The sequence below is a fragment of the Dysgonomonas massiliensis genome, from assembly GCF_900240225.1.
In the GTDB taxonomy this organism is placed as follows: domain Bacteria; phylum Bacteroidota; class Bacteroidia; order Bacteroidales; family Dysgonomonadaceae; genus Dysgonomonas; species Dysgonomonas massiliensis.
On record NZ_OEPV01000001.1, the window covers coordinates 187,744 to 199,772 of the forward strand.

General features: G+C 39.5%; 16 protein-coding genes. 10 read left to right on the forward strand and 6 right to left on the reverse strand.

All coding sequences use genetic code 11. From position 1 onward, the window contains the following. Window positions 1-3: 3 nt before the first annotated feature. Window positions 4-348, forward strand: a complete 345-nt coding sequence (locus C1A06_RS14985; RefSeq protein WP_145996310.1) for a hypothetical protein — start codon at window positions 4-6, stop codon at window positions 346-348. Window positions 349-404: 56 nt separating this feature from the next. Then, window positions 405-1,283, forward strand: a complete 879-nt coding sequence (locus C1A06_RS00900) for a hypothetical protein (RefSeq protein WP_101688334.1) — start codon at window positions 405-407, stop codon at window positions 1,281-1,283. 46 nt (window positions 1,284-1,329) lie between these two features. On the opposite strand, the gene C1A06_RS00905 is transcribed toward C1A06_RS00900, so the two are convergent. The 5 genes from C1A06_RS00905 to C1A06_RS00920 form a co-directional block, all read right to left on the reverse strand. Continuing rightward, window positions 1,330-1,779, reverse strand: coding sequence for a GNAT family N-acetyltransferase (locus C1A06_RS00905; RefSeq protein ID WP_101688335.1), 450 nt, complete (start codon window positions 1,777-1,779; stop codon window positions 1,330-1,332). A gap of 80 nt (window positions 1,780-1,859) precedes the next feature. After that, window positions 1,860-2,165, reverse strand: coding sequence for a hypothetical protein (locus tag C1A06_RS14990; RefSeq protein ID WP_145996311.1), 306 nt, complete (start codon window positions 2,163-2,165; stop codon window positions 1,860-1,862). Window positions 2,166-2,260: 95 nt separating this feature from the next. Beyond that, window positions 2,261-2,791 (reverse strand): cupin domain-containing protein, encoded by a 531-nt coding sequence (locus tag C1A06_RS00910; protein WP_101688336.1) that lies wholly within the window; start codon window positions 2,789-2,791, stop codon window positions 2,261-2,263. A gap of 118 nt (window positions 2,792-2,909) precedes the next feature. Continuing rightward, window positions 2,910-3,701: a TPM domain-containing protein gene (locus tag C1A06_RS00915; RefSeq protein WP_245871977.1), complete on the reverse strand. Its 792-nt coding sequence runs from the start codon at window positions 3,699-3,701 to the stop codon at window positions 2,910-2,912. Window positions 3,702-3,709: 8 nt separating this feature from the next. Continuing rightward, the gene (locus C1A06_RS00920) at window positions 3,710-4,294 is read right to left on the reverse strand and encodes a LemA family protein (protein ID WP_101688337.1); all 585 of its coding nucleotides are present in this window, start codon (window positions 4,292-4,294) and stop codon (window positions 3,710-3,712) included. 184 nt (window positions 4,295-4,478) lie between these two features. Here C1A06_RS00920 and C1A06_RS00925 point away from each other — a divergent pair, with 184 nt between their 5' ends. The 7 genes from C1A06_RS00925 to C1A06_RS00955 all read left to right on the forward strand — a co-directional run bounded on the left by C1A06_RS00925 (window position 4,479) and on the right by C1A06_RS00955 (window position 9,721). Next, on the forward strand, window positions 4,479-5,555 hold the full coding sequence (locus tag C1A06_RS00925) for a zinc ribbon domain-containing protein (RefSeq protein ID WP_101688338.1): 1,077 nt from the start codon (window positions 4,479-4,481) through the stop codon (window positions 5,553-5,555). A gap of 295 nt (window positions 5,556-5,850) precedes the next feature. Beyond that, window positions 5,851-6,189 carry a hypothetical protein gene (locus C1A06_RS00930; RefSeq protein WP_101688339.1) on the forward strand — a complete coding sequence of 113 codons (339 nt, stop codon included), beginning with the start codon at window positions 5,851-5,853 and terminating at the stop codon, window positions 6,187-6,189. A 45-nt stretch (window positions 6,190-6,234) separates the two neighbouring features. Next, complete coding sequence (locus C1A06_RS00935) at window positions 6,235-6,594, forward strand: hypothetical protein (protein WP_101688340.1); 360 nt, start codon at window positions 6,235-6,237, stop codon at window positions 6,592-6,594. 43 nt (window positions 6,595-6,637) lie between these two features. After that, entirely contained in the window at window positions 6,638-8,422 is a 1,785-nt protein-coding gene (locus tag C1A06_RS00940; protein WP_101688341.1) for a bifunctional DNA primase/helicase, read from the forward strand. 109 nt (window positions 8,423-8,531) lie between these two features. Further along, complete coding sequence (locus C1A06_RS00945; RefSeq protein ID WP_101688342.1) at window positions 8,532-9,146, forward strand: hypothetical protein; 615 nt, start codon at window positions 8,532-8,534, stop codon at window positions 9,144-9,146. Between the two features lie 45 nt (window positions 9,147-9,191). Next, window positions 9,192-9,464, forward strand: a complete 273-nt coding sequence (locus C1A06_RS00950) for a hypothetical protein (protein WP_101688343.1) — start codon at window positions 9,192-9,194, stop codon at window positions 9,462-9,464. After that, on the forward strand, window positions 9,461-9,721 hold the full coding sequence (locus C1A06_RS00955; protein ID WP_101688344.1) for a hypothetical protein: 261 nt from the start codon (window positions 9,461-9,463) through the stop codon (window positions 9,719-9,721). Before C1A06_RS00950 ends, C1A06_RS00955 begins: the two co-directional genes overlap by 4 nt. Before the next feature lie 33 nt (window positions 9,722-9,754). On the opposite strand, the gene C1A06_RS00960 is transcribed toward C1A06_RS00955, so the two are convergent. Next, complete coding sequence (locus C1A06_RS00960; RefSeq protein WP_101688345.1) at window positions 9,755-11,497, reverse strand: BACON domain-containing protein; 1,743 nt, start codon at window positions 11,495-11,497, stop codon at window positions 9,755-9,757. A 127-nt stretch (window positions 11,498-11,624) separates the two neighbouring features. On the opposite strand from C1A06_RS00960, the gene C1A06_RS00965 reads away from it, so the two are divergent. Beyond that, entirely contained in the window at window positions 11,625-12,029 is a 405-nt protein-coding gene (locus C1A06_RS00965; RefSeq protein WP_101688346.1) for an acyl-CoA thioesterase, read from the forward strand.

A 12,029-nucleotide genomic window follows, 5' to 3' on the forward strand; every position in this document is an offset into this window, starting at 1 on the left:
TTTATGAGAGACCTTAGTTCGGTTTTATCAACAATATGTTTCTTTGGTGCAGGATTTTGTGCTTTTCTCCTTTTTGGAGGTCTGTTTTCTGCACATTGGGATGATATTATCCAAAGCTTTTGGGACTCAACGTTTGTTCTTATATTAGGAACGCTGGTTCCTTTGTTTTGCATTGTGGGCATTATATTTACATTGAGAAGTTTTTTTGGTAAAGGAAATCAGTCGATAGGTTTATCGATATTCAATCTAATTGTTATTGTTTGTACAGTCCTTTTTCTGTCGATGTTTTATACACCGGTATTTACTTCTGTTGTAGAGCTGTATAAAATTAAATTGGGAATTTTATGAAAAGAGTTATTTGCTTTGCATATCTTGAGTCTTACTAATTGAATATAAATCGAATTATGAGAAATAAAAATTTAATCCTTAATCCTTATTTCATTCTAGGACTTTTTCTGTTGATCGTTAACGATGCTTATTGGAAATATGAGTACGGAAATTTCGTTACCGGAAAATTATCCGACTTTGCTGGTTTATTCATATTTCCGCTATTTGTAGCATATCTCTTTCCAAAGTTGAGAAAGTCTATATCTTTTATCACGGGACTGGCTTTCGTTGTTTGGAAAACGCCATTGGCTAGCCCGTTTATCGATGTGATTAATACGTGGTTTTCTATTTCAATTTATCGTACGATAGATTATACCGACTATATTGCATTGTTAATCCTGCCTCTGAGCCATTATATGATCAATTACTTCGATTTCAAGCTTCCGCTTTTTCGGGGGAAACTAACCAGATCAGTCCTTACTTACTCAACGCTGATAATTGCATTTTGTGCATTTAGTGCTACCTCGATACCTCATCCGCGGGAAATGCCTAGCGGAACAGTTTATATTGGTAAATCTTATACAATAAAACTACCTAAAGATTCAGTTATAGCTGCAATTAAAGATTTGGGATATAATTGTGACTTCTACGAAATAGATTCGCTCAGACCTCAAAGTGACGATACCCTGCAATATAAGTTTATGCGTGATAAGTCGTATTACCAGACAGATAATATCGTTCGTCGTTATGACTATGAAGGATATTCTGTGGTAGATGATACGATAGCAAATATCAAATATGATTTATACGAATTAAGTCCGAATAAAACAAAGATGACGATCATCAACTTGACTATATCTGAAGAGCCTGGTTATCAAGATTGGAAGCAGTTGAAACAAGCGAGTAAGTTATACAATGATTGGTTGAAGAAGAATTTGATTGAGAAAGTAAAATAGGTATTCTTAAACAGTATTTATGTCAGACCGCATGGCTTGGCTAAAGTTAAATTTCTATCTCGTATATTCTCGATTTAGTTCCCTCTAGATCGTAACCGTTACCTATATATGTCCAACCATATTTCTCATACAATCCAACGTGATCCGTTTTCAAATAAAGTTTCTTGAATCCCATTTTCTGAGTATCAGATATTGCTTTCTGTATCAGTAGCTGAGCATATTCATTACCTCTATGGCATTCGTCGATGAATAAAGCTACAAGCCACGGATATAAATCCATGCGGCTGATGAAATCATTTGTAACCAATCCGGCGCAACCTATTAACTGATTATCTTTTTCCAAAACATACCATTGAGGCAGAGGGTTGGAAGAGGTAATACCATGTTCTACACAATCGCGATATATCTCTGGAGGAACTTTTGCCCAACTTCTTTGCAGATATGCTATTATCTGCTCTTTATATTCGGGGTTTTCTCTTGTTGATATTATTCTCATTTCTATTTGTTTATGTACTTTATTAACATAGTTATCAACAGTGTTGTTAACATGTGGTTTCTAAGTTATCAACATAGTTATTAACAATATTGTTGATAACGTTTGTAATTACTATAAATAGAACGTATTACGATGTTTATAATTTGTGGATTTCTAAGCCTGTGACGATTGATGAAGAAAGAGATTAACATTCCACAGATGGTCGAAAAGATGGTTATTAATATAAGAATATTGTCCGAAATATTCAGATCTATCAGCCATAAAATACCAAACACTAATCCGAATAATAGAGCCGATAGTATAAATGCGATCATTGTCCATGAAACAAAAATCAATATAAATATCAGGAATTTAGTAGTCTTGTCAAGTTGTATTTTTTCTTGCATAGCATACCGGTTTTATTAGTTTAAGGTCAATTAAAGGTACGAAAAAAGCCGACTATCTTTACGATAATCGGCTTATATTTTATTTCATATCTTGATCAGTGTTCATGATGTGCAGCATCCGATTCGGCTTTGTCGGCATGTACTGTTCCGTGTGGATGTTCCGGCTTAGCGTATATTGAGTATAGCTTTAGGGGCTTATTCCCTTTGTTGATAACATTATGCCATTTACCAGTTGGGATGAAAATAGCATCATCATCACCTGCTTTTCGAACGAAAGTTAACTGATCTTTTTCGTCTCCCATCAGTACTTCGGCCTCACCTTCTTCTATGCGAAGGAACTGTTCAACATCCGTGTGCATTTCCAATCCAACCTCGCCTCCAACGGGAATCGACATGACTGTCAGTTGCAGATTATTTCCGGTCCACAGCGCAGTTCGGAATGTTTCGTTTCCTAAAGTGTAATCTTCAATATTGACTACCAGAGGTTCTGTTCCGTAGTCTTTTAAGACGATTTGAACCTTTTCAGTCCTGTTTTCTTCGTCAATTATTTGTTGATTGTCTTTCTTCGATGGTTGGCAAGCTGATAATCCAATTAATATCAGGCTCAGAAAAAATAGATTCTTCATGATTCTTATGATTTAGCGGTTTATAACTTTGGTATCTAGTCAAAGATAGCTAAAATCGATAAGAAAGTATATGCGTATTGGTCAAATCTATTGATAATTAACACTTAATTATGATATGTTAAAAACTTCGTCCAGCACCGCCGCCGCCGAAGCTACCGCCTCCACCACCACCGAAGCCTCCACCAAAACCGCCTCCACGGCTGCCACCTCCGAATCCGCCACCAAAGCCACCGAATCCGCCGAAACCTCCATGGCTTCTGCCCGATCCGCCGTTATTGCGCGGTGGTTTGTTCTTAGATCCTGCGTAGATAAATAGTATGAGGAAACCCAGAAAAACGAGTGTAACGATGAGTTCGCCCCAATCGAAACCTTTCGATTTAGGGTCGGCAGTAAATTCGCCCGAAAGATATTTCTGAATAACCTCGATAGCCGCAACCGATGCCGAGTAGTAATCGCCACGTTGCAAATAAGGCATCATATAATTGTCGATAATACGACCGGTGCGCCCATCGGGCAAAACATGCTCTACGCCACGACCGGTGGCAATATACACTTGTCCGCGACCATATTGGTTGCGGGGTTTGAAAAGAATTAGCACACCGTTATCTTTCCCAGCCTGACCGATACCCCATTTTTCGCCCAATCGCTGAGCAAAATCCGAAGCAGCATAGCCTTGAAGGTCTTCGACCGAAACGACATAAATTTGTGTAGATGTACTGTCGTTATATGCCACAAGCATATTTTCTAGCGACTGACGTTCGCTGTCGCTGAATACTTTAGCAAAGTCGTTGACAATGAGGTAGGATTCGGGATGCGTTTCCGACTTCATCGGCTCGGGAAGGTCTTGAGCCGACAATCCCAATGCCAACGAAGCGTAAAACAGTAATAATATGTTTAGTAATCTTTTCACTCTCGGTCTTAAAATTGTACTTGTGGAGCAGTTTGACTTGCCTGATCAGCTTCGAAATATGCCTTTTGTGTAAATCCTCCAAATCCTGCTATAATATTTTTAGGGAATTTACGGATTTCAGTATTATAAGTTTTAGCTACTTCGTTGAATTTATTACGTTCAACATTGATGCGGTTTTCAGTCCCTGCCAATTCGTCTTGAAGCTGTAAGAAGTTTGTATTTGCTTTCAAGTCAGGATAATTTTCGCGAATCATCATCAATTTACCCAATGCCGAGCTTAGTTCGCCTTGCGCAGCCTGATATTCCTTCAATTTCTCAGGAGTCAAGTTAGCCGGATCGATAGTCATTTGAGTTGCTTTAGCACGTTGTTCTACAACGCCTATCAATGTTTGCTCCTCGTGATTAGCATAACCTTTCACTGTTGATACAAGATTAGGGATAAGATCGGCACGACGCTGATACGCATTTTGTACGTTTGCCCATTGTTTGTCAACTGTTTCTTGTTTATCCACTAATCCGTTATAAGAAAAAATTCCGAATAAAACAGTTATTCCGGCTATTATCCCAATTATTAAGTTCTTCTTAGATTTCATAATTCTAAAATGTTATTTGTTGTTTATACTTAATTATTCAAAACTACCGGATACAAATATAATGGCATTTGTGCGAAAACAAGATTTCTTTTGCTCTGAAATATTCAATTGACTTGATGCTTGTATTTGTATAATGACTATCTTGTACGCAAAATAATCAACTTACAACACAAAACATACAATAATGGATATAAACGATAAAAAATTTACCCGTACACGAAAAATAGTAAATGCTCTGATAACCATTGTTCTGGCAGGCTTTCTGATTATGTTGGGCAATAATGTTATTGGTGATCTGGATACTTCGGTTCAATTCCCGAATCGTAGCGAATTCGAAGATAAGGAGCTGAAAGCTAAGCTTGATAAAGAAGAGCTGGAACTCAATAATCAGATTAAAGACCTGAACGAGTCGAAACAGAATATTGAGCGAATGATTGCGGCTGCTCAGACAAATAAAGATGCCGAGCAGGAATCGTTTGACAACTGGATCAAAACGCGTGGAACGTTAGGTTCTGCTCAACAAGATGCAGAGGTATTGAAACGACTCGCTAAACTGGACGAATACAAAGAGATTGTTCAGAGCTGGCAGGCCAAATCAGATTCAATAAGTGAGGAAATCAGAGCTATTTCAATCGAAAATAATGATATTTATGAAACACGCTACGAAGAGGGTAGACGAATAGACAAACTATATCAAGGAGCTATTCAATCTTATGATTTGAAGGTATTTCTCATTCGACTGCTTTTTACAGCGCCTATTCTTGCGCTAGGTGTTTACTTCTTTATGCGTAAGCGTAGGCACAAATTCAGCCCCTTGTTTATGGGATTCTCGTTGTTTGCTGTATATGTATTCTTCTTCGGATTAGTGCCTTACTTGCCAAGTTATGGAGGTTATGTACGTTACACGGTAGGTATCCTTCTTACTCTCGGATTGGGATACTATGCCATCAAACGCTTACGTGCTTATCAGGAACGAAAAGCTGCCGAACTGAAAGCTTCGAACGAAGAGCGTGCCAGCCGTATGGAAGGCGAGCGCGCCGAAAAAGCGTTCCAATCGCATGTCTGCCCTTCGTGTGGTAAAGATTTTCTATTGAAAAACTGGGAAAAGATGGACGTTGATACGAATACGGTTAAACCTGCTTTTGCAAGCAAATATTGCCGTTATTGCGGCTTGCAGTTGATAAAAAAATGTGAGCATTGTTCGCAAGATAATTACGCACATTTGCCATTCTGTATCAATTGTGGATCGAAATTGAAGTAATCGTCTGACCGCAAGGTTTCTATATGCCCCGGCTTTTGTTTAGTCGGGGCTTTTTGTTTTATATTGTATTGGTTGTTAGTTATTTATACCTTATTTAAGCCTCACAATTTTATCCTTTTACATATAAGCTATTGAGCTCTAGTTGACTGCAAATTTATTATTTATAAGTATTTCTAAATTTAGTTCAAAATTGAATTATTCCGTATGAATATTCTACTATTTAAATTAATTAGTGTAAATTTGAACTATCAAAATAAAACACAATTATCAATAAACTATACAAGGAGGATTAGTGATGGCTGTATTGAAAATTAACTGTTTTTGCGACGAAGTTCAGATGGATCGAATCGTTTGGCATGTGACCGATTGCCTTTGCTCGGGCGATATGGATAGCTTGTCTGATATCGATGATGAAGTGTCAGAAGTGCGTATATGTATCGATTTCGAAGTCTTTATGGATGTTGTAAAAATAAAATCGGCAGAAATACTGGATGAAGACTGGGAGTTGCTATACGAGGATTCGGCCGTACTCACATCCCGATTGAACAAGGTGCTGGAAGCCTATAACCGTGAGAACAAAGAAGCTTTGCACCGAGCAAAGCAAATTAAAGCCGATCAACTGATCGGATACTGAAAATTATCAATTGGTTTATTATTGATCTATTAAGACAAAACAATTATGCAACAAGAACAACTGAAAAAAGGATTGGAAGACATGACCCGTACACAAACAGAAATGCGTTCGATTATCGAAAACTTTTTCCGATCGGGTGGTTACGAATCGCAAATGAGTTTGCTGGCAACAGCAGTTCAGGATATTGTATTGAAAGGTTCGGGCGAATCGCGAGAAAGTTTGGACAACGAATTCGAATATACGAATCGCTTTATCCGCGAATCGGTTTATGATCTGACTGAGCTGCAAAAATTCCTGATCGATCTTCGTGAATCGTATCAACGTTATAAAAACTGTGCAAACTACCTCAAAACGATCGACCGTACTTCTGTAAACCTCTTTGTGAAAAGTAATTCTGCTCAATAAGCTGTCTATTCCTACTCGGTATTCATTCAACTAATTAAATCTTATGCAAAACTTCGATTCAGTCGGAATTTCCATTCCGAATGGGCGTACTATGGGCAAAGTCAAGGTACGATGCCCCAAGTGTGCCCACAATCGGCGCAACAAGGCTGATAAATCCTTGTCGGTCGATCTGGAGAGAGGCCTGTATAATTGCCATTATTGCGGTTGGTCGGGTAGGGTGGCTGATGGAAAAGAGAAAGAGTTTAAACCAGAGCCGAAAACTTACACAAAGCCAGTTTGGAATAATTCGACCGACTTGTCGGATAAGGTAGTTCAATGGTTCGAGACGAGAAAGATCAGTCAGCATACGCTCCGAGCGATGCGCATAAGCGAAGGTTTGGAATATATGCCGCAGAAACGGCAACAGTGCGATACCATTCAGTTCAATTATTTCCGTGATGGTGAGCTGATAAACGTAAAATATCGCACGGCTGATAAATGTTTCAAACTTGTATCGAATGCTGAGCTTATTCTTTGGAATATAGATGCTATCCGAGATACCACAGAGTGCATCATCACCGAAGGCGAAATGGATGCACTGTCGTTCATCGAATGCGGATTTGCGCATACGGTTTCTGTTCCCAACGGAGCAAATGGTACAGAGTATCTGGATGCTTATATGGAGACTTATTTCGACAGTAAAGAAACGATCTATATTGCTGTTGATACCGATAGGAAAGGTACGGAATTGCGTCAGGATTTGATTGCCCGATTCGGGAGCCATCGCTGTCGGATAGTCACTTACGGCGACGATTGCAAGGATGCTAACGAGCATCTGATCAGATATGGACAACGATCGCTGCAAAGCCGTATTCACGAAGCCGAAGAAATTCGTATGGAAGGCGTTTTCAGCTTGTCGGATTATGCCTCCGATCTGGATAGCCTGTTCGATAATGGTATGCAACGGGGAATGACTATCGGTCATCAGAATTTCGATTCGCTTTGCAGCTTCGAGACCGGTCGGTTGTGTGTCGTGACGGGTATTCCGGGACACGGGAAAAGCGAGTTCGTAGACGAAATGGCTGTGCTGCTGAATCTTCGTTATGGTATGAAATTCGCCTATTTCTCGCCTGAGAATTTTCCGATCACTTATTTGCTCTCGAAACTTGTTTCGAAATTGACCGGCAAACGCTTCGAGCGTGGGCACTTAAAACCAAACGAATACACGGGAGCAAAGCAATACATTGATCGTAATTTTTCGTTTATCTGTCCCTCGCACGATTTCTCGTTGGACGAAGTGTTGGACAAAGCTCAGTATTTGGTTCGTAAGAACGGCATAAAAGGACTAATTATCGACCCATACAATAAGATTGAACATCAGATTCCGAACGGTATGCCCGAAACCAATTACATATCGATGGTATTGGATCGGCTGATTCTTTTCGCTCAGAAAAACAATGTGCTGGTCTTTCTGGTTGCTCATCCTCGCAAAATGAATAAAAAAACGGGCGAAGTGAATTACGATGTGCCAACGCTTTACGATGTGAACGGATCGGCAAACTTTTACAATAAGGCGGACTTCGGATTATCGGTATTTCGTGATCGGGTGAATAATCGAGTGGAGGTTCATGTGCAGAAAGTGAAGTTCAGACATCTGGGCGAATGCGGAACGGCTTTGTTCAATTACAATCTGAATAACGGACGTTACGTACCTTACGACGATCGTGCGCTGACTGTGGATTGGGATAACAGCAATTATCTGACCGAACGGAATCGCCGACACGAGGAATCGGCTCAGCAACAATTTAATAAGGACTTTTTCGAAACCGATTTAATTACACCATTTTAATAAACTTTTACCCCTCTTATCCCCTGAAGGGGAGGACTCTGAAAAGCCCCTTTAGGAGTTTGGGGTAGTAATGAAATTTTTTTAATAATCTATTGAAAATAATATAACTATGAAACTTGGTAACAACAACGGACAAAACAAAGGCAAAATCTATTTTCTTCGCCGTGACATGGAAACGATTGTTCCTACGGATGCAAACCGCAAAGCAGCTGAAAAATTCAGTCAGTGGTTTGTCGAGACGCATGATGCTATCCGCAATTTTTTGATTATGAAAATGTCTTTCGAAGAAGATGTTTTCTCGAATACCTATCTGCGTATTTACGAAAAAATACTCTTTACGGGAGCCAAGATCAAGGATTACAGAGCCTATTTTCACCGATCGTATTACACAAACTATATTCAAGAACGGATGCACGAGCGACGTTATGCCGATCCTATGATTTACGACAATCGAAGCGATACAGATTATGATTATGAGGCGCTGGAACGTCGGCAGATTATTCTCGAAACGGATGTCTTTGATTATGTATATGAACGTTATAAGGTTAAAGAGTTTGAACTTTTCAAAATGTATATCAGCCTGAAGCCTGCTATCAATTATAATACACTGTCCGAAATTACGGGACTCAAAACGCATGCTATTCAGCATATTATTTCGAAAATACTGATGGATATTCGTAACAATAAAGAGCTTATGCATCGTTATCGAACACTTGCTGCTTAATAAATCCGAATATTTTCCGACTACTTTATCTATATCCTAAAAACTATGATTCCAATAATTACAATTCTATTGCTCTGTGCATTGGTAGCCGTTTGGCTGGGTGATAATCTTTCGCAAGCATTACCCGAAGTGCATGTGGCTTTTGATCAGAAACCGCTGAATTGCCGCCCTTGTCTGAGTTTTCATCTGACGTGGATTTTTTCGGCTTTGTGTGCATCGCTTATCAATTCGTTTACGATGCTTGTGTGGGGAGTCGTTTTGGCATTCGTAGTGTTTGCCATTTTGAAATATATTGACAGTAAAATGATAGAAAAATGAATAAAGAATTATCTAAAACCGAATTAACGGAACTGAAAACCGAAGTAGAAACCTTAATCGAAGAAGTCGATCGTACGCATCGCTATTCCATGAGCCGTATCTACGGACTTTATAATCGAGTAAAAGGTACTGACGAACGTCCGCAATCCTGCGCTTCGTGCTTGATTCGAAAAGTAAAAGAGTTACGTGAGTGGCTCAACGCTCAGCAAGTAGCTGAAATTCCAAAACCGAAGAAAAAGCGGACTAAGAAACAATAATCGGAGAGAATAGGTTGTGCCTGAGTGTACAGCCTATTTTTCGTTAGAAGGGATTCTGATCCAATCGATTTTTTTATTCTCGAATATCTCGTAATACAACAGACTACCTAGCGATTCAGCATCACGTGCAAACATGAATTTAACCTTATCGACCGGTAGATTGATAAACACTGTTCCGATGAATCCGCCCATGGCATCTATCTTGTCGTTGAGTGCCCACACAAACAGATCGAAAGGCAGCGTTTTTGGCTGAATCAATTTTATTCCCGGGAAACGTTGCTCGTAATCAGTGCGTTCGTCTTCGGGATGAAGTTTCAGGAAAATATTGTATTCGTCCGAATAACGATCCATAACGGCTTGAATATATTGTTCCTGCATCTGCGGATTGACGGGACTCCATTCGGTTGTAGTAGTACCTATTACGATCATATTTTTCTTGTTCGATCGCTCTAGTAATTTTTCATTCGCAGCCAGATCGAAACGAGTTATTTTGTAGAATAGTTCACGCTTATCTTCGGGAAACTGAGCAAGCACAAATCGTGGCGAAGTGGTAATATAATTTGTCTCTGCAATTTGTAGTTTCAGATATCGGCTGAACGAAATCAGATAATCGGTACTAACTATATAATGACGCACATTGCTCTGACGCGCAAACAGATGTGTATAGAAAGTATCCTGATTGATGTCGTCTGTTGCATCGGTTGCTATTGTTCCAAAAGAGGAATTGTTATAATAATTTGCAAGTAATTTTTCTACTCTTTTGTGGTAAAGTGTGTATCGAATTGCTCCAACGAAACGGGTTGAAAACAGACGGATATAATCGATATAAGTCGAAGCACCATCGGTAATCATCGAGATCTTGACACGCGAAGCGTCGATTCCCAAACGTGAGAATATCTGAAATGCAGCAATTACACGCATATCGTCCGTATAATAGGCATAAACAGCTTCAGGATTATCTTGTTCGATCTTTCTGATGGCTTCGATCAGATGATACGTAGCATTCTCGGTCGGCAGAATATTGATATTTTTAGGCAATTCGGTATGATCCAGCGTATTGCGATAATCGATAAGATACGAAGGTCTGTCATGCATCAACATTTTCATTCCGCTATAAAGCATCGGTAAAGTTGCTTTATGCACATAGAAATAGTGAGTAGCATCGTCGAACGTTTTTTTGCCGCGTTGCTTTATCTGTATGCTAACTTCTTTTCCTCCCGATGATAGAACGACAGGGGCTTGACGTGCATCTTTCGAGTTGTCATTGTCTTTGATTTTCAGCTTAACTGTCTGACACGATCCGTATCGGTTTTCTTCGTCGACGTTTATCCACGATGCTTCGGTATGAATGTGCCAATTATCGTTTGCCGAAATAAAGAATTCTTGCTTGGCTTCGTGATGATCAACCCAAATATCCTGATCGAATGAAACGATCCGCAGTTTATCTTCCGAAGGCTGCTGATTAACAGTTAATGAAAGTGATTTTCCACCTGCATTTTTAATTGTTATCGTACCCGTTCGCATCGAGCAGGCAATATGCGGAGCTGCAAGTATTTCGAGCCGTGATTCACGAATACGGGTTTTCAGCCAAGAGCAATTAGCATGCGCTTGCCATGGAAAATTCGATTCGATATTGACACTTTGTACGAAGCAATCCGAAGCAAATTCGATTGGTTTACCTCCATCGGCAGTTTGCAGGATAGCCTTTGCATCAACCTGCTTTGCTCCTAAAAATCTCGAAATATATTGTTTGACAGTAGATAACATTATTTGCATTCTAGAATCCGAAAGGCAAAGATAAGTTTTTTCAATTAGATTATATCTTTGATATTGTTTATTGTGGAAAGTCGGTAGTTTATCGAAATTTTGTACCTTTACCTTGCAAATCGAAAACAAACTGAAAATGAGCAATTCAATATATAACTACGAACTAAAAGTACGCGACTACGAGTGCGATGCACAAGGAATAGTCAACAATGCCAATTATCAGCATTACTACGAAGTGTGTCGTCACGAGTTTCTAGAAACATGCGGATTGAATTTCTACGAACTTCATACGCAAGGTGTAGATGCTGTTGTGGTGAGTGTATATATCCGCTACAAACATTCGTTGCGTGGCTCGGAAGAATGTACTGTTACTGTCGATCGCGTCGAAAAAGAAGGTATTCGTTATATATTTCATCAGAGTATCATCCGCAAACGCGATGGTAAAATCTGCTCTCAGGCAAAAGTCGAAACGGCTTGTATGGTCAACGGAAGAGTTGGTAAGCCGGATATTTTTGACAAGGCTTTTGCAGCATATATCTAA